The sequence below is a fragment of the Phytohabitans aurantiacus genome, assembly GCF_027923225.1.
GTDB classification, from domain to species: domain Bacteria; phylum Actinomycetota; class Actinomycetes; order Mycobacteriales; family Micromonosporaceae; genus Phytohabitans; species Phytohabitans aurantiacus.
In genome coordinates, this window is the sequence record NZ_BSDI01000009.1 from 124,910 (window position 1) to 146,403 (window position 21,494).

The following is a 21,494-nucleotide window of genomic DNA, read 5'->3' on the forward strand; positions in this document are numbered from 1 at the left end:
GTCTTCAGGCGTATGCCAGTCCGAGGGGCCAGTATGGTTCCATGGCCGCACCACAGACCGAGGCGAGACTGCTCGTCGTCGAGGACGATCCCAACATCCTCGAGCTGCTGTCGGCCAGCCTGCGCTTCGCGGGGTTCGACGTCTCGACCGCCACCAGCGGCAGCGCGGCGGTCACCGCGGCCAAGGACCGTCGGCCCGATCTCGTGGTGCTCGATGTGATGCTGCCCGACCTCGATGGTTTCGAGGTCATCCGGCTCATGCGGGAGTCGGGCACGCGCACGCCGGTGGTGTTCCTGACCGCGCGCGACGCGACCGACGACAAGATCCGCGGGCTCACGCTGGGCGGCGACGACTACGTGACCAAGCCGTTCAGCCTCGAAGAGCTGACCGCGCGCATCCGTGCCGTGCTGCGCCGCACCACCAGCGGCGACCGGTCGCCGTCCCGGCTCACCTTCGCCGACCTGGAGCTCGACGAGGAGACGCACGAGGTCTACCGGGCGGGGCAGCGGGTGCAGCTGTCGCCCACAGAGTTCAAGCTCCTGCGATACCTCATGTTGAACGCCAACCGGGTGCTGTCCAAGGCACAGATCCTCGACCACGTCTGGAACTACGACTTCCGCGGCGACGACAACATCGTCGAGTCCTACATCTCGTACCTCCGGCGCAAGGTCGACACTCAGCAGCCCCGCCTGATTCACACGCTGCGCGGTGTGGGGTATGTCCTTCGCAAGCCTGCGACCTGACCGGCGCTGGGGAGTGAAGAGGCTGCTGCGCCGGACGCCGCTGCGCGTCAAGCTGGTCACCGCGGTCCTCGCGCTGGTCACCGTGGCGCTCGCGGTGATCAGCGTGACGAGCGCGTTCGCCCTCCAGTACTACCTGACGGCCCGGATCGACGGCCAGCTCAACGACACCTCCGCCCTGCTGCGCGACGCCGACCCCGAGGTGCTCGCCGACAACCTCCCCATGCTCGTGCTGCCCAGCGAAAACGTGCTCGCGTTCTCGGCGCCGGGCAAGTGGGAGGTCATCAAGTACGTCTACCTGGACAAGGACCTGCTGCCCAAGCTGCCCGACAGCAAGGAAGACGCGCTCACGCGGGCCAACAAGCACTACACGACGACGTCAATGAACGGAAAACTGGAGTGGCGGGTCCTCGTCACCGCCCGCCCCGACGGCCGCGCGCTCGTCGTCGCGCAGTCGATGTCCGATGTGGACTCCGCGGTCAAGCGGCTCATCTGGATCGACGCGCTGGTCGGCACCGCCGTGCTCCTGCTGCTCGCCACGCTCGGTGCGGCCATCGTGCAGACCAGCCTCGGCCCGCTCCTGGAGATCGAGCGCACCGCGGGGGCGATCGCCGGAGGTGACCTGAGCCGCCGATTGCCCGAGCCCGAACCCGGCGCCGAGATACCGGAGACCGAGCTGGGGCGGCTGTCCCGCGCACTCAACGCCATGCTGACGCAGATCGAGGCCGCGTTCACCGCGCGCGCCGCCTCCGAATCCGCCGCGCGCGCCGCCGAGACGGCCGCCCGCGACGCGGCCTTCGCCGCGCAGGCGTCCGAGGCGCGCGCCCGGCGGTCGGAGGAGCGGATGCGGCAGTTCGTCGCGGACGCCTCGCACGAACTGCGGACGCCGCTCACCACGATCAGAGGCTTCGCCGAGCTGTACCGCCAAGGCGCGGCCAACTCGCCCGAGGAGACCGCCCGGCTGCTGCGCCGTATCGAGGACGAGGCGTCCCGGATGGGCCTGCTCGTCGAAGACCTGCTGCTGCTCGCCCGGCTCGACCGGGAACGGCCCGTGGAGTTGGCGCCGGTCGAGCTGCGCGTCCTGGCCGCGGAGACGGTACAGGCGGCTCGCGCGGTGGCACCCGAGCGCACGATCGAGCTGGAGACCGCGTCCGGCGCCGGCCACCTGGTGGTACTCGGCGACGACGGCCGGCTCCGGCAGGTGCTTGGCAACCTGGTGACGAACGCGCTCACCCACACGCCACCCGACACCTCGGTGACGGTGCGGCTGAGCACCGAGCCGGGGGAGCGGGCCGTGATCGAGGTCGCGGACAGCGGTCCGGGGCTCTCGCCCGAGCAGGCCGACCGGGTCTTCGAGCGCTTCTACCGTGCCGACGCGGCACGCACCCGCAGGGCGGACGGCGTCACCGGCACCGGCCTCGGACTGGCCATCGTGGCCGCCCTGGTGGCCGCGCACAACGGCACCGTCGAGGTGGACAGCGCGCCCGGAAAGGGCGCCACTTTCCGGGTACGGTTGCCGCTCGCGCCAGTGGTACCCGTCGATGATGACTGATTCACAGGCAACGTCCAGCGCAGCTTCAGGACTGTTGCAGAGCGAGCGGGAAAGGTAAGAGGCATGAGCGAGAACGAGACCAACCCGCCGCGGCAGCCGGTCAATCCCGACGCCGAGCCGTCGCACCCGACCACCGAGCTGCCCCCGGTAACGCGGGAGCAGTCCGACTCGTCGGCCACTCAGGCCATCCCCGCTACGGAGCCCGCACCGGCACCCGCCTCGCCGTGGTCCGCGCCCACCGCGGCGGCACCGGTATCGGACGCACCGCCGCCCGCTCCCGGTGCTCCCGGCACCGATGCGCCTGGATCGCCCGCGCCGGGCACCCAGTACGCGCCCAGCCCGTGGCACCCGGCCGCCCAGCACCAGCCCGGCTGGCCCGGCAACGCCGGCTACGCCCACCCGACCTCCGGCGCCGCCGGCCACGCCTCCGGGCCGGCGGCCGCCGGGCCAATCTCCGGTGCCGCTGCCGGGCCCGTCCCGCCCGGCAGCGGCCCGGGCCAGCCTTTGGGTCACGCCGGGCACGGGCCGGTGCCGCCCGGCTACGGGCCTGCGCCCGCACATGGGCCGCAGCCCGCACACGGGCCGCAAGGTCCGCTGCCGCCCGGCCAGGTGCCCGTCTGGGCCCAGCAGCCCGGTGCGCACGCCCAGCCGGCGGGCCCCGGCAAGGTCGGCAAGGCGGTGCTGCTCGGCGTCGTCGGGCTGGTCCTGATGGCCGGCTCCGGCATCGCGGGTGGCGCGGTGGCGCTCGCGGTCAACGACGGCGGCACGACCACCAAGACCTACACCGCCGCCCCGGTGATCAACTCGGCCGACCTGCCGAAGATCGCTTCCCAGGTGGAAAACAGCGTCGTGTCGATCACCACCAACAACGGCGAGGGCTCCGGTGTGATCATGAGCGCCGACGGGTTCGTGCTGACGAACAACCACGTGGTCGCTAGTGCCAGCGGCGACACGGTCACCGTGGTCTTCGCCAACGGCAAGACCGCCACGGCGAAGATCATCGGCACCGACCCGCGTACCGACCTCGCGGTCGTGAAGGCCGAGGGCGTATCGGGTCTGACCGCCGCGAAGTTCGGTGACAGCGACGCGATGCAGGTCGGCGACACGGTACTGGCCATCGGCAGCCCGCTCGGCCTCCAAGGCTCGGTGACGTCCGGCATCATCAGCGCCACCGACCGCACCATCCAGACCGGCGGCGAGCAGGAGCAGCAGAACCCGTTCCAGCCCCAGCAGCAGACCGCGGTCAGCTCGATCTCCGGCCTGTTGCAGACCGACGCCCCGATCAACCCTGGCAACTCGGGCGGCGCTCTGGTCAACACCAACGGCGAGGTGATCGGCATCAACACCGCGATCGCCACCTCCGGCCAGAGCACCGGCAACATCGGCGTGGGCTTCGCGATCCCGAGCAACCGGGCCAAGGACGTCGCCGACAAGCTGAAGAACGGCGAGAAGGTCAGCCACGCGTCGCTCGGCGTGAGCGTGGGCACCGCGGAAAACGGCGGCGCGCTGATCAACTCGGTCAACGCCAACAGCCCCGCCGCTCAGGCCGGGTTCCAGCAGGGCGACGTGATCACGAAGTTCGGCGACAAGGCGATCGGCAGCTCCGACGAACTGGTGGGCGCCGTGCAGGCCAGCAAGGTCGGTGACCGGGTGACCATCACGTACACCCGAAACGGTGAGGTGAAGACGGCAACCGTGACGCTGGCTGAAGCGTCCTAACAACGAGGACCCGCATCACGAGCGGGACAGATTCCGCAAAACGGAAGTCTCGCTTCCTCCCCAAAAAGCGGCGGGCGACGTAGACCTAGGGGGTTGGTCACGTCGCCCGCCGCTCTGTGTCTGTCGTTGAACCGTCGTCTTTCTGGTTGAACCGCGAGCGCCCTCGCATCCGTGACCAACATGAAGGCGCTGCGGGGCGCATAAATAGCACATCGACGAATGAACGCGACCGGATCGGGGGTCGCGCTGGTCGATATATGAGCCCTACTCTGCTACCCGCAGCCAGGGGAGGGGCAGGTAGCGGTGACGGTCGTCGAGACCCGCGTGAGTCTGTGGGAAGCGCTGGCCGGGCGAGCGCCAGGTCAGCCGACAGGTCCGGTCGATCCGGGGTTGTGGGCCGCTGTAGTCGAGCGGCTCAACCCGGCACGGGCCCGGCCGGTGCTGCGCCAAGGCGTCGAATCGGTCGAATTGATCAATGTGCGCGACGTGCCGTACGTCATGCTGCGCTCGCCCGACGGCCGAGGTGGCGCCTGCTACCTGCGGCTTTCCCCGGAAGAGTGGCAGCTCGCCGGCCTCATGGACGGCACCCGCACCGTCGCGCGCCTGGTCGCCGAGTTCGCCCGCATCAGCGGCCGGCTCGCGCCCGACCAGGTGACGCGCGTCGTCGCCGACCTCGCCGGCAACCGGATGCTCGCCGAGCTGCCGGTCGACGCGTTCCGTCCACTCGACGCGGTGACCCGCCGCCCCTGGCCCATCCGCCTCGGGCGGGGCCTGCTGGCCGTGGCGCGCGGCCGGCGGATGATCCTCGCCGACATCGACCCGCTGATCGGGTTCCTCTACCGGGCCGGTGGCCGGGCGCTCTTCACCCGCCCCGCGGCGGTACTGCTCGGCATCGTCGCCGTGCTCGGCCTCGGCATCTTCGGCTGGACGTGGTGGCGCGGCAGCCAGGCCGTCTTCCTCACCGGCGGCTCGTACGCGGCCGGTGCCGCCGTGCTGCTCGCGCTCAACGTGCTCGCGCTCGCCTGCCACGAGCTTGGCCACGCGCTCGCCACGAAACACGCGGGCCGCCGCGTGCCGGCGGCCGGCTTCCTCGTGTACTTCGGCATTCCGTCGATCTTCGTCGACACCACCGACGTGTGGATGGCCGGCCGCCGCGCCCGGATGATCACCACCGCGTCCGGCCCGGCCGCCGGGCTCATCCTGGCCGGCCTCGCGCAGATCGTCGGCCTGATCGTGCCGGAGACCGCGCCGTGGGCGTTCAAGCTCGCCTTCGCCTGGTACCTGAACGCGCTGTTCAACCTGAACCCGTTCCTCGCGCTCGACGGCTACTACCTGCTCATGGACTGGCTGGAGATCGCCAACCTGCGTGCGCGGGGCCTCGCGTACGTGGTGGCCCGGCTGCGCCGCCGCCCGCCCGCCTGGGCGCAACTCGACCGCGAAGGCCGGCTGGTCGCCCTGTACGGGATGCTGGCCGTGCTCTGGATCGTCATCGCCGTCAACCTCGGCTGGCGGATCTGGACCGACCGGGTCGCCGGCCTCGTCACGGGCCTGTGGCGCACCGGCTGGCCGGCGCGACTCCTGCTCGCCGCCGTCGTCGCCGGACTGGCCGCTCCGCTGGTGTACCTCGTCTTCGGCTGGCTGGGTCGCGCCTGGCGGCGCTTCCGCAGGCGGCTCGAAGAGCAGCGCCGCGGCACCGACATGCCTCGCCGGCTCGACGCGCTGCGCGGCTCCATCCTCGGCAAGCTCCCGCCCGACCAACTGACCGAGCTCGCCACCCACGCCACCTGGGTCCACCCGCGCACCGGCCAGCACCTCGTCTTCGCGGGCTCCGCGCAAAACTCGGTCTACGTCGTGGTCGACGGCGCGATGGAGGGTCGCCGTCCCGGCGACCCGGCCGGCACGGTGCGCGAGCGCCTCGGCCGCGGCGGCGTCATCGGTCTCGCGGCGGCTGTTTCGGGTACGCCGGCGGCGCTCACCTGGCACACCGCTGGCACGACCCTCCTCTCGGTACCGTCCGCGCTGGTCGCCTCGGCGGTCGGCCGGCTGCCCGGCCCGGCACCCGCCGACCGCGCCGAGGTCGAGGCGCTGTTCAGCGACACGCCGGCCCTCGACGGGCTGCCCGCCGAAGACAAGATCGGTCTGATCGCGCAGGCCCGCCCGACCGCACTCGAACCGGGCGCGCCGGTCGTCCTGCCCGCCGCTCACGCCGCCCTGATCGTCGGCACCGGCACGGTCACCCTGCCCGACGGCACCGAGCTGCGCCGCGGCACCATGATCGGCCCGATGGGGTACGCGGTCGAGGAGCCCGTCGCGCATGCCCGCACCCACGTGCGGCTGTGGACCATCCCGGCGGTGTCCGGCCTGCCCCTGCTGCTCGGTGCCTCCCCGGCCCGCGCCGCCGCCGAGCCACCGGCCGCCGCCAGCCCCGGCCGCGCGCCCGCCGCCGGCGCGCACGCGGGCGCCGACTACCCGCCGCTGGCCAGCCCGCCCGGGCCGCCGCCCGACGCCGACGACGAGGTCGACAAGCGGTTCGAGCGCCACCTCTGGTGGCTGGTGCTGTTGCTGGCCCTGCTCGCCATCACCACCGGTGTCGCCAACCTCATCCCCGGCCCCGCCTGGGCCGAGATGCCCGGCGACAAGGCGCTGCTCACCGCCGACCGGGGCCGCGTCGTGGCCACGCTCGACGGGCGGACCGTCGTGCTGACCCCGGGCGACCGGCTGTACGTCGCCGAGGGCAGCGACATCCAGGTGCGCACCAAGTCGACGGGCCGGCTGACGTTCCGGGGCGGTGCGGCGCTGATCCTGTGCGCGGAGAGCCGCCTCGACGTGGGTGCGTTGTGGAGCAACGGCACCCGCACAGTCGCGCCCAACGGGGTACTCACCGTCGACAGTGGACGCATCCTCGCCGATACCGCGTCGACCAGCGGCGCGTTCCGTGACCTGGCGCTGAGCCTGACCACCGGCAGCAGCACGGTCACCAACCGCGGCGCCGCATGGTTCGCCGCGAACGGCGGCACGGCCGAGGTGTCGAACGGCGAGGTACGGGTCGACGGCGCCCGCCAGCGCGAAACGAACGGGCCACTGACCTGTGGCGACGGCGTCGTGGTGCCGCCACCGGCCGGCACCCCGTCTGACAGCCCGTCTCCGTCGGAGGTGCCCACCCCGACACCGATCCCCACGCCGACACCGACGCCGACCGCGTCTCCCACCGAGGCGCCCGAAGACCCGGGCGTCCCGGAAGACCCTGACCCCGCCGACCCCACCACCGCCGCCCCAACCACGCCGGGCCGCACCACCCCCGCCCCGAACCCGAACCCGACGACACGGACGCCACCACCCCCGACGACGCCGGCCCCGACCTCCGCGTCACCAACGCCGCCGGCGAACAGTCCGCCCGTGATCACCTTCGTCCGTGATCCGGGCGGGACGGTCTCGCAGTCGTTCGGCGGCGAGGGTGGTCAGTGCTCGGAGGAGCCGGCCAGCGTCTTTCCGGTCGTCGCCGTCAAGGACGACAGGGACGGGAGCGGCGCCCTGACGGTGATCGTGCGGTGGACCGGGTTCGCGGCCGGCTCGGACCAGATGTCGCCGGACGGTAACTTCTACGGCCAGGTTGGGCCGGTCGACTTTCCCGGCCAGTCCAACGACGGCGGCACGCTGGGCATAGTGGTGACCGCGACCGACAGCGAGGGCGCCAGTTCCAGTGTGAGAGGTTCGGCCGTGGCGGTGGCGAGCTGTCGCCTAGATATTGTTGGCTAAGAGGAGATTCGGGTGCTGTGTTGGTTTTGTCCTAAGGCGGCGCGCGGGGGATGCCGCTTCTGCGGGCGGGGCGTCTGTGAAGACCACGCGCGCTTCGGCCCGTACCTTTTACAGGTACACAGGTCCGAGACGCGCAACCGGGTCGAGGGCCTGGTGGTCGAGGATGCCCTCCAGTGCGGCACATGCCGCCCCCGCCCGCAGCCGGTACCCATGCCGGAGCTGGACTGAAGGGCCTGGCACCCAGGGGGCGCGATCATGAGTGACTTCGACGACGTACTCGAAAGGCTGGTCACGGATCCGGCTTTCGCGGCGGCGCTCGCGGCCGATCCGGTGGCGGCGCTGGCCGGGTACCAGCTGGAGCCCGACGAGATCGACCTGCTGCGCAGCCAGGTGAGCGCCGATACCGGCGGGCAGACGGCCGTGGAGGTCCGCGCCAACCAGTCCAGCCTCTTCGGCATGCTCTCCCCGATCATCGGAGCGGTGGGCGGCCTGCCGTCGATCGGCGACTCGATCGCCGACGCGACCTCGCGTCCCGCCCCCGAGCCGACCGCGCCCCTGCCGCAGCCGAGCGGGCTCACCCCGACGGGGGAAGCCATCGGCATGCCCGCTCACCGGGAGGGCTTCGGCGCTCCGCTCGGCCACGGCGGCTTCGGTGCGGCGTACCACGAGGGCTTCGGCGCCGCGGACCAGGACGCGGCCGGCCCGCCCGGTACCGCCGGCTCCGCCATCGGCGGCCAGGCCGGCTTCGGTCCGGCGCTCGCCCACGGCGGCGGTGCGGGCGGTCCCGTGCCCGTCGCGGGCTTCGGCTCCTCCGTGCCCGGCTACGGCGCCGACGGTTCAGCGGCAGAAGCGGGCTTCGGCTCGCCTCCGCCCGGCCAGGACGCGGGAGGCACCGCGATCGGCGCGGGCTTCGGCCCGGCACTGCCCGGCGGGGCCGGTTTTGGTTCGTCGGGGGCTGGCGGAGCTCCGGCGGATGCGGGCATCGGTGCGGCCATGCCCGGTCAGGACGTTGGCGGGACCGCGATCGGTTCGGGCTTCGGCCCCGCCGTTCCTGGACATGGCACAGGCGGGCCGCAGACGAGCGAGGGCTTCGGGGCGGCGCCGGGCGGCGGGATCGCGGGGCTCGGTGAGGCGATCGGCGAGCGCCTGCACGGCAGCGGCGACACCGGATGGCTTGCGCCACCCGAGGGATACCGCACCGACGTCGACATGGACGGCGACGGCACGACCGACGAGTTCATCCTGCGCGGCCGCCGCGACGGCGGGGTCGACATCCTGGTGGACTCCAACAACGACGGCCGGGTCGACATCATCGGCCACGACGACGACGCGGACGGCCTCGTCGAGTCGGCGGACTACGACAAGAACCGCGACGGCACGTTCGAGAAGCACATGTACGACGACAACGACGACGGCTGGCTCGATCGCACCGTCATCGACCGCCGTTAGAGCGCAAGTTGCATAATGCGTGACGGTGCGTTACCGCCGAGCGCGTCCGATACGCCGTCCGGCGCGCCGGGGGTGGTGCCGGGGCCATCAGGGATCGACGATGTCCCCAGGAGGTGGTCCCCGTGGTCGCCATCGCCACCGACCGGCTGACGAAGGTCTTTCCCGATGGCACCGTGGCCGTCGACGAGGTCAGCATCGACGTGGCCTCGGGCGAGTTTCTCGTGCTGCTCGGCCCGACCGGATGCGGCAAGTCGACGATGCTCCGGCTCGTCGCGGGGCTCGAGCGGGAAACCAGCGGCCACGTGCTCATCGACGGCCGCGTGGTCGACGATCTCACCGCCCGCGAGCGCCGGGTCGCGATGGTCTTCCAGGACTATGCGCTCTATCCACACCTGACGGTGGCGCAGAACATCGCCTTTCCGCTGCGGGTCGCGCACGGCTTCACGGGCGACGTGAACGCCCGGGTGGCCGAGGTCGCGGAGCACCTCGGCATCCGGAGGCTGGTACACCGCCTGCCCGGCCACCTGTCGGGCGGCGAGCGGCAACGGGTGGCGATGGCGCGGGCGATCGTCCGCAAGCCGCAGGTCTTCCTCCTCGACGAGCCGCTGTCCAACCTCGACGCCGGCCTGCGCGCCGAGTTGCGTACCGATGTGGCGGCACTGGCGCGCCGGCTGGGCGTAACCACGCTGTACGTGACGCACGACCAGACCGAGGCGCTCACGATGGCCGATCGGGTGGCGGTGCTGCGTCGGGGCGTACTGCAGCAGATCGGCCCGCCCGCCGAGGTGTACAGCGATCCCGCGACCCTCTTCGTCGCGGCCTTCCTGGGCACGCCTCGCACCAACCTGTTGCAGGGCGCGATCTACGTCGAGGGCGATCGCACGGTGATCGACGTCGGTTCGCAGGTACTGGAGGTGCCGCCGTCCGACGCGCTCGCCGAACACCACAATGACCGGGTCACCGTGGCCGTACGGGCCGACGCCCTGCGCCCGGTACCGGACGGCGCCAGCAGCGGGCCGGTGTTGCGAGGCTCGGTGCGTATCGTCGAAAACCTCGGCCACGAGGCACTCGTGCACCTCGACACCGGCATCGTGCCCACGTCACCGGCCGAGTCCCGCCTCGAACTGCCGGACACCGGCCAGCACCTCGCCGACGTCGTGGCGGAGGAGCCGCCAACGGGCCACCCGTTCCGGCACACCCTCGCCCGGATGATCCCTCACGGCCGGCCGGCGGCCCAGCCCGCGACCGCGCGCACCCAGTACGGCTTCTACCCGGTCTACGACCCGGAAGTCACCGACGAGCCGCCACCGCTCGGCGACGTCGTGGTCCGCGTGCCGGCGCCGGTGCTGCCGCGCCGTGGCGAGTCGATGACGGTCGCGGTCGACCTGGCCAAGCTGCTCCTCTTCGATCGCGCCGGCGACCGCATCAGGCTCTGAGCGTGGGTTAGACGGCTGTTGACAGGCGTTCTAGGGCGGCGTCCAGCAGGTCGGCGTACTCGTCGTCTATCGAGCCCTCCAGCGCGCGCTGGGCGACTTTTCGGCGCAGGTCGCCCACCGGTCCGGTGAGGTCGGTCGGTCCGCTCACCAGGCGTGCCTCGAGGTTCTTCACGAGGTTGCGCAGGTCCTGGCCGGCGTCCCGGCGGATCGCGCCCTCGTTCAGGCCGTCGGTGATGAGCTGGTCGACCGTGCGCACGGCTTCGCGCACCGTCGGCCGTGCCGCCGCGGTCGGCGACGGCGGTGGCGTGTCCCGCTGTGGCGGTGCCACGGGCGCCGGTGCGGTCGCCGCCGGTGTGGTGGGGCTGGGCACGGACGGCATGGTCGTGGCCGCGTCGGTGCCCATCGGCGGGTCCGTCGCGGTCATCGTCCGCGGCGCCGATTCCGGCCGTCCGAGGTTCAGCCCGAGGAGTACCGCCGCGGCCAGCGCGACCGCTGACGCGGCTACCGCGACGATGATCCGGGTGCGGCGGGACCGGGGCCCTGGAACCGGGGCGGGGGACGGCTCCGGGGCGGCCGGCTTGGGCTGCGCTATGACGGTGGGCAGCGTGACGGTGGGCGACAGCATCGTCGCGGCCTGCGGGTCGGAGGGGAGCAGCTGATCGCGCAGCACCTCGCCGACCTGCCGTGCGGTGGGCCGGTCGCGCGGATTGCGGGAGAGGCAGCGAAAGCAGATGTCGGCGACCGCCGGCGGCAGGCCGGGCACCAGTAGCCGGGGGATCTCCTCGTCTTCCAGCGCGACCGTCAGCTCTTCCCAGGTGTCGGCCGGGTACGGCGGGTGGCCGGTCAGCGTCTCGAAGAGCAGCACACCCAGCGAGTACGTGTCGGTGGCGGGCTGGGCGGGGATGCCGTCGAGCCGCTCGGGCGCCACGTACGCCGGCGTGCCGAACGTGTCGCCCTCCTCGTCTTCGTCAGGCGCCCCGACGTGGGTCGCGATGCCGAAGTCGAGCACCTTCGCGCCCGTGGCGGTCATCATGATGTTGGCGGGCGTGACGTCACGGTGCACGATCCCGAGCCGGTGCGCGGCGGCGAGCGCCTCGGCGACCTGAGCGCAGATCTCGACCGCCTCCTGCCACGGCAGGGGCCCCTCGGAGAGCCGGGAGTCCAGCTCGTCGCCGGAGAGCAGCTCCATCACCACGAACGCGGTGACCGCGCCGTCCGGGGCGACCTGCTCCCCGTAGTCGTGCACCGCGGTCACGTGCGGGTGCACGAGTTGGGCGGCGGAGCGCGCCTCTTCCCGCACCATGTCGCGGAATTTGGCGTCCGCCGCGAGAGACGGTGCGAGCACCTTGACGGCGACCACGCGGTCGAGCACCTCGTCGCGGGCGCGCCAGATAACCGACATCCCGCCCGCACCGATGTTGTCGATGAGGCGGTACCTGCGGGCGAGCAGGCCGCCCGACTTGAGTGTTGGCATTTTGTGGTCGCACCTGCCTGGGAGGGGAAGGTCGTATCAGGCTCCGCGAATCAAACCGTCCTGTCAACGTGGTGTTACGTAGCCGGACTTTGTGTGGTTTAACCACCATCACTGGAGATCAGAGGGTGTGTCACGATGAACAGCATGGTCAGCGGCCCGGTGGCGTTCGTGCTCGGCGGTGGCGGCGTGCTGGGCGCCGTTCAGGTCGGCATGTTGCGTGCGCTGTTCCGGGCCGGCATCCGTCCGGATCTGGTCATCGGCACCTCCATCGGCGCGGTCAACGGCGCCCTGGTTGCCGCCGAGCCGACCGAGTCGGTCACTGAGCGTCTGGTCAGGCTGTGGGCGTCGCCGGAGGCGAGTGCCGTGTACGGCGACTCGGTGGCCCGGCAACTGCGCCGCTTCGCCGCCCGCACCCATCTGCACTCCCCGCAGCCGCTGCGCAAGCTGCTGGAGCGTGAGCTCGGCGAGGGCACCCGGTTCGAGGAGCTGAAGGTGCCGTTCCGGTGCTGCGCCGCGAGCATCGAGCGGGCCGCGGAGCACTGGTTCGACCGGGGACCAGTGATCGACGCCGTGCTCGCCTCGGCGGCGGTGCCCGGGCTGCTCCCGCCGAGCGAGATCGCGGGCGAGCACTACGTCGACGGCGGCATCGTCAACTCGATCCCGGTGGGCGAGGCGGTCGACGCCGGCGCCCAGCAGATTTTCGTACTCCAGGTGGGGCGGGTCGAGCGGCCGCTGACCCCGCCGCGGCGGCCGTGGGAGGTCGCGCAGGTGGCGTTCGAGATCGCCCGGCGGCACCGGTTCGCGCGCGAGATGGCGGCGCTGCCCGACGAGGTCGACGTGCACGTGCTGCCGACCGGTGGCGGCGAGCCGCGCGACGACACGCCGTGGGCGTACCGGGACATGGCCGCGGTGGGCCGGCGCATCAGCCGCGCCTACACGGCGTCCCGGCGATACCTCGCGTCCGTGGTGGACGTCCCCTGATGCGACTGCCGCCGCGCTGGATACGCCGGCTCGTGTTGGGGCCGGGTGTGGTGGTACTCGCCGTCGTAGCCGTCACCACGCTCCCCGTGTGGCTGCTGCTGGCCGCTGCCGCGTCCCCGCTCGTGCCGGGCCGGCTGCGGGTGCTCCGCCTACTGTGGATGGCCGTCGTGTACCTGGTGTGGGACGCCGCCGCGCTGGTGACGCTCTTCGCGCTGTGGGTGGCGTCCGGCTTCGGGTGGAAGACGCGCTCGCCACGGTTCCAGCGCGTCCACTATGTGCTCACCGGCTGGTTCCTCACCGCGCTCTTCTGGCAGGGCCAATGGGCGCTGCGGGTGCGCATCGACGTGGTCGGCACCGACCCGGACACCGCCGCGCCGGGGCGTCCCGAGGTTGTGCTGTGCCGCCATGCCGGGCCGGGCGACTCGTTCATCCTCATCCACGCGCTGGTGAACTGGTACGACCGCGAGCCGCGCATCGTGCTGAAGGACGCGCTTCAGTGGGACCCGGCGATCGACGTGATGCTCAACCGCCTGCCCAGCCGGTTCATCGCGCCGGGCCGGGTGCCCGGAGAGTCCATTGAGGAACAGATCGGCCACCTCGCCACCGGTCTCGACGACAACGACGCGTTCGTGATCTTTCCCGAGGGCGGAAACTTCACGCCCCGCCGCCGGCTGCGGGCCATCGAGCGGTTGCGGGCTCGGGGACACGAGAGCATGGCAGTACGCGCGGAGGCGATGCGCCATGTCCTCGCGCCGCAGCCTGGCGGCATGCTGGCGGCCCTCGACGCGGCGCCTGACTCCGGGGTCATCTTCGTGGCGCACACCGGACTCGACCGGCTCATGACGATCGGCGACATCTGGCGAGAGTTGCCGATGGACAAACGATTGATCATGCGATTCTGGTCGGTGCCGCCGGAAGAGGTGCCAACAGACCGAGCGGAGCGAATTGAATGGCTGTACGACTGGTGGACAAAGATCGATCGGTGGATAGAGGCTAACCGCACCGTATCGGCGGAAGCGTAGGGTGGCGGCCCGTGGATCAGATCTGTCTGGTGACGACGGTTGTGGATGCGCGATCCGTTGCTGATTTGCTGGCGGCGTCCGCGGTTGCCGGACGGTTGGCCGCCTGCGCTCAGGTGGGCGGTCCCCTCGACAGCACGTACTGGTGGGAGGGGAGGGTGGAGACCGCGCAGGAGTGGTCGGTGCAGTTCAAGACGAGTGCCGACCGTGTCGAGGCGCTGGTCGACCACGTGCGCGCCGCCCACCCGTACGACGTACCGGAGATCATCGTGACGTCGGTCGGCAGTGGCAACCCGGCCTACCAGATCTGGGTATACGAGCAGACCCGCGGCTGAGTACGCCGACTCTTTCCGCAGGTAGACAGCCCGCGCGAGGATGCTCACGTGACGTACCCCTGCCCTGCCTGCGGCGCTCCGGCCAATCTGGAGTCCGGTTGCCCGCGTTGCGGTCGCGGTCCCGACCCGGACGCGGCCGAGGTGATCCGCCTGAACGCGGAGATCGTCGATCTTTCCGCCCGCCTGCGAACCGCCGAGACGCGCAGGGCTGAGCTGGCGGCCCGGGTGCGGGTCCGTGCCCGACCGGCTCCCGCGCCACAGCCCTTGCCCCTGCCCGTACCCGTGCCGGTTGCCGCGACCACTGCCGCCGCACCGCGACCGGAGGCATCGACGCTGACGGTGCAGAGCGTGCTGTTCATTCTCGGTGGACTCCTGCTCGGGGCGGCGGCCATCGTCTTCACCGGGGTCGCGTGGGCGGCGTACGGCGTGGGCGGGCGGGCCGCCATCCTGGCGGTGGTCACCGCGCTGGCGCTGAGCGCGCCGCTGCTCGCGCTGCGCCGCAAGCTCACCGCCACGGCCGAGACGTTCGCGGCGGTCGGGCTGCTTCTGGTACTGCTCGACGGGTACGCCGCCTGGTACGTCAACCTGTTCGGGCTCGCCGACTGGCCGGGTACCCGATATGCCGCGCTGGTGTGCGGGGTGACCGCCGCCGTCGCGGCCGGCTACGCCGTGGCCACCGGGCTGTCCGGCCCGCGCTTCGCGGCTCTGGCCGTGGCCCAGCCGGTCCTGCCCCTCCTGGCGTACCGGGCCGACCCGGACGCGTTCGGCTGGGCTTTCGTGTTGGTCGCGGTCGCGCTGCTCGACCTGGTACTGGTGTGGCGCGCCTCGGGCCCGTTGCACGTCGCGGGCTGGGTGGCGCACGGCCTCGCGCTGGTCCTGGCGTGGCTGGCTGCGCTCGGCTCGGTGCTGGCGGGGTCCGGTCTGGCGCCGGCCATCGCGGGGGTACCGCTGGTCGTGGTCGCCTCGGTGCTGCTGCTCAGAGCCTTGGTGGCACGGTCGCGGCTCCTGGGAGCGGTGGCTGGCGCCGGGCTCGTGGTCGCCCTGGGCGTTGCGTCGTTGCGGCTCGTCGCCGAGGTACGGCCGAGCCTGACGCTGGTCCTGATGGCCGCGGTCGCGGCCGTCCTGGCAGCCGCCTCGGCCACCGCCGCCCGAGGGGTCCCGGCGCCTGGCGTCTTCGCGCCGGCCCCGGCGCAGGCTGTCTTCGCGCCGGCCCCGGCGCCTGGGGCTGCCGTGCCGGGCGCAGCCGTGCCGGGCGCAGCTGCGCTGGGCGCTGCCGCGCTGGGTGGAGTGGAGCCGGCGTCGGTCGGTGCGGCGGTGCGGGCGGCACGGTTTGGAACGCGCGTCGGTGCGGCGACCGTCGCCGGCCTGGTTGGCTTGGTGGCTGTCGTGATGGCCGGCGTCGTCGCCGCCGTGTCGGCCACTCGGGCGCTGCCGCCGTGGGACGCCGACCTCAACGAGCACGCGTTGCCGTACGACTGGCAGGTGCCGGTCGCCGTCGTGCTGGTCGCTGGAGCGGTGGCTCTCCTGATGCCGCGCGCTTACTGGCGGGACGCGGCGGTGTTCGGTGGCGCGTTCGCGGTACTGGCGCTGCCGCTGCCGTGGTGGCTGACGCCTCTCGTCGGCCTTGCCGCGGGCGGTGGCCTGGCTCTGGTGGCGGCGCGGCTGCGGCGCGTCAACTGGGCCGTGCTGGGCGGAGTGCTGGCGCTCCACGCCGCCGTGGCGAGCCTTGCCCGACCGCTCACGGGGGCGGTCGTGCTGGCAGCCGCGGCGGTGACCGGCGTGGCGGTGGCCGCTGCCGGGCGGCGCTCGGCGATCGGCGGCGTCGGGCTCCTCGCGGGCGTACTGGCCACACCCGCCGCGGTGGCTGCCGCGCTGGTGGCCGCCGAGGTCGAGCCGTGGTGGGTGGGGCGCGGCACGGTGGCCGCCGTCGCCACGCTCCTACTGGGGCTGATCGCCGTGCGCCGGATGTGGCCGGAGCACGCCCGGTACGCCGAAGCCGGCGTGCTCGCCCTGGCGCTGGTCATCGGCACGCTGCCGGAGGTGTGGCGCACCGGCGACCCGCCCGGTGTGTACGCCGCCGTCGCTCTGGTGCTTGGCGCGTTCGTGGTGCGCGACCGTCCGAAGTGGGCGGTGCTGCTGGCGCCACCCGCGATCCGGACCGTGGTGGCCCTCGCGCCCGCGCTGTGGGCGGTGCTCGCCGAGCCGTACCGGTGGCTGGGCGACATCTGGTCCGGCGCGCCCGACGGCGGATGGTCGGTCTCGGGCCCGGCCGCCGCGACGCTGATCGTCGCCACCGTCGCGGTTGGACTGTTCCGGCCGATGTGGACGCTGCCCCTCGCCGCGCTGGCGGTACCGGTGACGCTGGCCGCCGCCGACGCTCCCTGGCCCCTGGTGCCCGCCGCGAGCCTCGTGCTGGGCCTGGCCGGAATGCTGACGCGGCAGCGTGTCGCGTTCCTTCCGCTGGCCGCGGCCGGGCTGGTCGGCACGCTGCCCACGAAGGCCACGACGCTGGGCGGGCTGGGGCTGGTGGTCGCCGTGTCGGTGGCCGTGGCCGCCTCCGCCCGCACCGTCGCTGTGCGCGTGGCCGGCGCGCTGGCGGCCGTGGCGGCGGGTGTCGCGTTCGCGTTCGCGGCGGCCCAGGCGGCCGAGTTGCCGTTGCACGCGGCGGCGTTCGCGGTGCTGGCGGTGGGCGTGCTGGCACTCGCCGCCGGCGGAGCCGTGACCCCCACCTTGACGCGGCCTCTGGACGCGGCCGCGCTGTCCGTGGCGGCGCTCGCGGTGCTGCTGGCGCTCGGCGATCTCCGGTACGCCGCCGCGGTCGCCGCGATCTGGGGAGTGGCCGCCGGCGGGCGCGCACTGTGGCGTAAGTCACGACGGGTCGCGCTCGCCATGGTTGCCGCGTCCAGCGAACTGCTCGCCTGGTGGCTCTCGCTCGCTGCGGGTGACGTCACGATTACGGAGGCGTACACGTTGCCGGCCGCCGCCGTGGCGCTGGTGGCCGGCTGGCTAGCCCTGCGGGCCCGGCCCGAGCGGTCGAGCTGGCTCGCCTACGGGCCGGGACTGGCGGCCGCGCTGCTGCCCAGCCTGGCCTCGGTACTGGTCGAAGACGGCCAGCCGATCCGCAGGCTCCTGCTGGGCGCCGGCGCTCTCGGCGCCGTCCTGGCCGGATCGGTGTGGCGCCGGCAGGCACCGGTGGTACTCGGTGGGGTGACGCTGGTGGTGGTCACCGCCGCTGAGCTGGTCAGAGTGTGGGACCTGCTGCCGCGGTGGATCTTCCTGGCGGCGGGCGGGTTCGTGCTGATCGGCCTGGCCATGACGTACGAGCGGCGGCGGCGTGATCTTTTGCGCCTTCGAACCAGCGTGGGGCGGATGACGTGACCCTTAGGTAGCGGTAGCCCTACCGCACTTACGGGGGTTGTCAGGGTTACTCAGCCCCCCTACCCTCCGGAGACTTGAGTCAACGCCTCGCCGCGCGTCGGGCGAGTGCCCCCGACGACGTAGGGAGACGTATGACGGTCAACGCGGTGGCGGAGCCTGTCCAAAAAAGAGGCAGCGATTACGCGCGCCTATCGAAGATGGTGAGCGCGGCTGGCCTGCTCGAACGCCGGCCGGGGTGGTACGCGGCGAAGATCGTGGTGACCGCCGCGCTGTTCATCGGGGGATGGGTGGCCTTCGCTTTCGTGGGCGACTCATGGTGGCAGGCTCTGGTCGCCGTGTTCCTCGGCGTGGCCACGACGCAGGTGTCGTTCCTCGGCCACGACGCGGGGCACCGGCAGATGTTCCGGACCCGGCGTCCGAGTGAGGTGGCCGGCTACATCTCCGGCAACCTGGCCGTGGGGCTCAGCTACGGCTGGTGGATCGACAAGCACACGCGACACCACGCCAACCCCAACCACGAGGACGAGGACCCGGATGTGGGGGCGGGTGCTCTGGTGTGGACACACGAGCAGGCGTTGGCACGGGGGCGGTTCGGGCGCTGGTTCGCGCGCTGGCAGGCGTACCTGTTCTTCCCGTTGCTGACCCTGGAAGGTCTCAACCTGCACTACGCCAGCATCCGGGCGCTCTTCAACACGCCCATGCGGCACCGGCGCACCGAGGCCGTGCTGCTGGTGGTGCACACGATCGCGTACCTGAGTGCGGTCTTCCTCGTGCTGTCGCCCGGCAAGGCGCTGGTGTTCATCGCGATACACCAAGGGCTGTGGGGTGTCTACATGGGATGCTCGTTCGCCCCGAACCACAAGGGCATGCCGATGCTCACCGCCGAGGACGACCTGGACTACCTCCGCAAGCAGGTGCTGACGTCGCGCAACGTGCGGGGCGGTCCGGTGGTCGACTTCATGCTGGGCGGGCTCAACTACCAGATCGAGCACCACCTGTTCCCGAGCATGCCGCGGTCGAACCTGCGCAAGGCTCAGCCGATCGTCCGGGCGTACTGCGCCGAGCACGGCATCGCCTACGAGGAGGCGGGAGTGATCAACTCGTACGGCCAGGCTCTGCGCTCCCTTCATGAGGCGGGTAACCCGCCTAGTTGATCACGGGGGTTGAATCGACGGGTGTTTTTCTGGTAGGAATCTTCCAGCATTGGCCGATGTCCTTAAGGAAACCTTCAAACACCCCCCGTGGAGGTCCTCCGTGACCGGCAACCCCGTCAGCCGTCGGGACGTCATGCGCGGCGCCGTTGCAATCGGCGCCGGCATGGCAACCGGCGGTGCTTCGCTGGCTCATGCGTCACCTGCCCTAGCGGCAGAGTCATCCGCCCTGGCCGTAGCAGCGCCAACGATCGCGAGCTGCGCGACCTGGGGCGCCGCGGCACCACGCGGCACGATCAGCAGCGTCACGACCAACCCGAACAAGATCCTCGTCCACCACACCGCGTCCGCGAACGTCACCGACTATTCGCAGGCTGCCGCGTACGCGCACGCTCGCGAGATCCAGCAGTGGCACTTCGACTTCGGCTGGGTCGACAGCGGGCAGCACTTCACGATCAGCCGGGGCGGATACGTCATGGAAGGGCGGCGCGGCAGCCTCGGCAAGCTCAACGCGGGCAGCGGCGCGATCGTCGGCGCGCACTGCCCCGGGCAGAACTCGGCGGCGATCGGCATCGAGAACCAGGGCACCTACACCAGCGCCACCCCGCCCGCCGCGCTCTACAACAAGCTGGTCGACATGTGCGCGTACATCTGCGACCAGTACGGCATCGCGCCCACGCAGATCTACGGGCACCGCGACTTCCTCGCGACCGCGTGCCCGGGTGACGTGCTGTACGCCCGGCTGCCGCAGTTGCGCACCGACGTGGCCGCCGCGCTCAATGGCACGACGCCGACGTGGAGCACGATCGTCGACAACACGTCGAGCGGGTTCGCGGCCGGCGCCAACTGGTCGGTCTCGTCGTACTCCGCCGAGCGGTACGGCGCGGACTACCGGTACGCCAACCCGGAGGAGGTCAGCGACCTCGCCACGTACTCGGCGACCATCCCGGCCACCGGCAACTACAAGATCGAGACCTGGTACCCGGGCATCGCCGGCTACAACACGTCCACCCCGTTCATCGTGTACGCCTCGGGCGGCAGCCAGGTCGTGCGCGTCGACCAGAGCACGGGCGGCGGCGCGTGGAAGTCGCTCGGCACGTTCGCGCTCACGTCCGGCGCGAAAACCGTCGCCGCGGTGAGCCGGTGGACCACCACGACGGGGTACGTCGTCGCCGACGCGGTGCGCATCAGCCGGGTTTGATCACGCTCGCGGGGGCAGTATGTACCCATGAGCGGTTGGTGGCACCGGGTGCGGCACGCGATACGTCCACACTCGCACGACGCCGCTGACCAGGTCGACTCGGCGCTCGAAACCAGCAAGGAGGGCATGCGGGCAGTCTGGATCTCTCTCGCGATCCTGGCCCTGACCGCTGCCCTCCAAGCGCTGGTCGTCGTCTGGTCGGGCTCGGTGGCCCTGCTCGGCGACACCCTGCACAACGTGGCCGACGCGCTCACCGCCGTGCCGCTCGCCATCGCGTTCCTGATCGGCCGCCGGCCCGCCACCAGGCGATACACGTACGGCTTCGGCCGGGCCGAAGACCTCGCCGGCATCGTGATCGTCGGGTTCATCGCGGCGTCGGCGGCGGTCGCCGGGTACGAGGCGGTTCGCCGGCTGCTCAACCCGGCCGACGTCGACCACCTCGGCGCGGTGGCGGTCGCCGGGATCGTCGGGTTCGCGGGCAATGAGCTCGTGGCCCAGTACCGCATCCGGGTCGGCCGGCGCATCGGGTCAGCCGCCCTCGTGGCCGACGGGCTGCACGCCCGCACCGACGGTTTCACCTCCCTGGGCGTACTGGTCAGCGCCGGCGGCCTCGCCCTCGGCTGGCGATGGGCCGACCCGGTGGTCGGTCTCGCGATCACCGCCGCGATCCTGGTCGTGCTCGCCGGCGCGGCGCGGCAGGTGTACCGCCGGCTCATGGACGCCGTCGACCCCGAACTGGTCGACAAGGTCGAAGACACGCTCCGGGAGACCGACGGGGTGCTCGACGTGGGCGCGGTCAAGGTGCGCTGGATCGGCCACCGGCTGCGTGCCGAGTGCGAGATCGTGGTCGACGCCGACCTCACCCTTCTGGCGGCACACGCGGTCGCCGTCCACGCCGAGCACCGCCTGCTGCACGACGTACCAAAGCTCGGATCCGCACTGGTGCACGCGGACCCGCAGCCGCGCGCGGGCCATGACCATCACGAGGCCCTCGCCCACCACCACGAGAGGAGCTCACATGGCGCTGGCCGACCTGCCCGAGTGGAGCGGCGACGACACCACCATCACCCGCACGGTTGAGCTGCCCAGCTTCATGGACGCGATCGCGGTCGTCGACCGGGTCGCGGTCGTCGCCGAGGAGATGGATCACCACCCCGACATCGACATCCGGTGGCGAAAACTGACGTTCCGGTGCAGCACCCACTCCGCCGGCAAGGTCACGGAGCGTGACTTCAAGCTGGCGAGGCGCATCGACGATATCGTCGCAAACCAGGCGTAACGCGGGGCTGTCCCTGCCGTTGGC

Annotated in this window: 15 protein-coding genes; 14 read left to right on the forward strand and 1 reads right to left on the reverse strand. The window is 72.0% G+C overall.

Annotation, left to right across the window (positions count from 1 at the left end; translation table 11 throughout):
* Positions 1-41: 41 nt before the first annotated feature.
* From QMG73_RS12555 to QMG73_RS12580, 6 genes are all read left to right on the forward strand, one after another.
* Entirely contained in the window at positions 42-743 is a 702-nt protein-coding gene (locus QMG73_RS12555; protein WP_281894891.1) for a response regulator transcription factor, read from the forward strand.
* Positions 718-2,292, forward strand: a complete 1,575-nt coding sequence (locus QMG73_RS12560; protein WP_281894892.1) for a sensor histidine kinase — start codon at positions 718-720, stop codon at positions 2,290-2,292. Before QMG73_RS12555 ends, QMG73_RS12560 begins: the two co-directional genes overlap by 26 nt.
* Before the next feature lie 63 nt (positions 2,293-2,355).
* Positions 2,356-4,011 carry a trypsin-like peptidase domain-containing protein gene (locus QMG73_RS12565; protein ID WP_281894894.1) on the forward strand — a complete coding sequence of 552 codons (1,656 nt, stop codon included), beginning with the start codon at positions 2,356-2,358 and terminating at the stop codon, positions 4,009-4,011.
* Positions 4,012-4,314: 303 nt separating this feature from the next.
* A complete protein-coding gene (locus QMG73_RS12570; RefSeq protein ID WP_281894896.1) occupies positions 4,315-7,767 on the forward strand; it encodes a cyclic nucleotide-binding protein in 3,453 nt (1,150 codons plus the stop codon).
* A gap of 255 nt (positions 7,768-8,022) precedes the next feature.
* Positions 8,023-9,216, forward strand: a complete 1,194-nt coding sequence (locus tag QMG73_RS12575; RefSeq protein ID WP_281894897.1) for an Os1348 family NHLP clan protein — start codon at positions 8,023-8,025, stop codon at positions 9,214-9,216.
* 122 nt (positions 9,217-9,338) lie between these two features.
* Complete coding sequence (locus tag QMG73_RS12580; protein ID WP_281894899.1) at positions 9,339-10,652, forward strand: ABC transporter ATP-binding protein; 1,314 nt, start codon at positions 9,339-9,341, stop codon at positions 10,650-10,652.
* A gap of 7 nt (positions 10,653-10,659) precedes the next feature.
* On the opposite strand, the gene QMG73_RS12585 is transcribed toward QMG73_RS12580, so the two are convergent.
* The gene (locus QMG73_RS12585; RefSeq protein ID WP_281894901.1) at positions 10,660-12,126 is read right to left on the reverse strand and encodes a serine/threonine-protein kinase; all 1,467 of its coding nucleotides are present in this window, start codon (positions 12,124-12,126) and stop codon (positions 10,660-10,662) included.
* 144 nt (positions 12,127-12,270) lie between these two features.
* Between QMG73_RS12585 and QMG73_RS12590 the strand changes: the two genes are divergently transcribed.
* The 8 genes from QMG73_RS12590 to QMG73_RS12625 all read left to right on the forward strand — a co-directional run bounded on the left by QMG73_RS12590 (position 12,271) and on the right by QMG73_RS12625 (position 21,470).
* A complete protein-coding gene (locus tag QMG73_RS12590) occupies positions 12,271-13,107 on the forward strand; it encodes a patatin-like phospholipase family protein (protein WP_281895066.1) in 837 nt (278 codons plus the stop codon).
* Entirely contained in the window at positions 13,107-14,129 is a 1,023-nt protein-coding gene (locus QMG73_RS12595; protein WP_281894903.1) for a 1-acyl-sn-glycerol-3-phosphate acyltransferase, read from the forward strand. The genes QMG73_RS12590 and QMG73_RS12595 overlap by 1 nt, the downstream gene beginning before the upstream one ends.
* A gap of 11 nt (positions 14,130-14,140) precedes the next feature.
* Positions 14,141-14,461 carry a divalent-cation tolerance protein CutA gene (cutA, locus tag QMG73_RS12600; protein ID WP_265252876.1) on the forward strand — a complete coding sequence of 107 codons (321 nt, stop codon included), beginning with the start codon at positions 14,141-14,143 and terminating at the stop codon, positions 14,459-14,461.
* Positions 14,462-14,509: 48 nt separating this feature from the next.
* Positions 14,510-17,839: an SCO7613 C-terminal domain-containing membrane protein gene (locus QMG73_RS12605; RefSeq protein ID WP_281894905.1), complete on the forward strand. Its 3,330-nt coding sequence runs from the start codon at positions 14,510-14,512 to the stop codon at positions 17,837-17,839.
* Between the two features lie 131 nt (positions 17,840-17,970).
* Positions 17,971-18,993 carry a fatty acid desaturase family protein gene (locus QMG73_RS12610; protein ID WP_281894907.1) on the forward strand — a complete coding sequence of 341 codons (1,023 nt, stop codon included), beginning with the start codon at positions 17,971-17,973 and terminating at the stop codon, positions 18,991-18,993.
* A gap of 100 nt (positions 18,994-19,093) precedes the next feature.
* Entirely contained in the window at positions 19,094-20,191 is a 1,098-nt protein-coding gene (locus QMG73_RS12615) for a golvesin C-terminal-like domain-containing protein (protein ID WP_281894909.1), read from the forward strand.
* A 27-nt stretch (positions 20,192-20,218) separates the two neighbouring features.
* Positions 20,219-21,271 carry a cation diffusion facilitator family transporter gene (locus QMG73_RS12620; protein WP_281894911.1) on the forward strand — a complete coding sequence of 351 codons (1,053 nt, stop codon included), beginning with the start codon at positions 20,219-20,221 and terminating at the stop codon, positions 21,269-21,271.
* The gene (locus QMG73_RS12625; protein ID WP_281894913.1) at positions 21,210-21,470 is read left to right on the forward strand and encodes a 4a-hydroxytetrahydrobiopterin dehydratase; all 261 of its coding nucleotides are present in this window, start codon (positions 21,210-21,212) and stop codon (positions 21,468-21,470) included. Before QMG73_RS12620 ends, QMG73_RS12625 begins: the two co-directional genes overlap by 62 nt.
* The last annotated feature ends 24 nt before the right edge of the window (positions 21,471-21,494 follow it).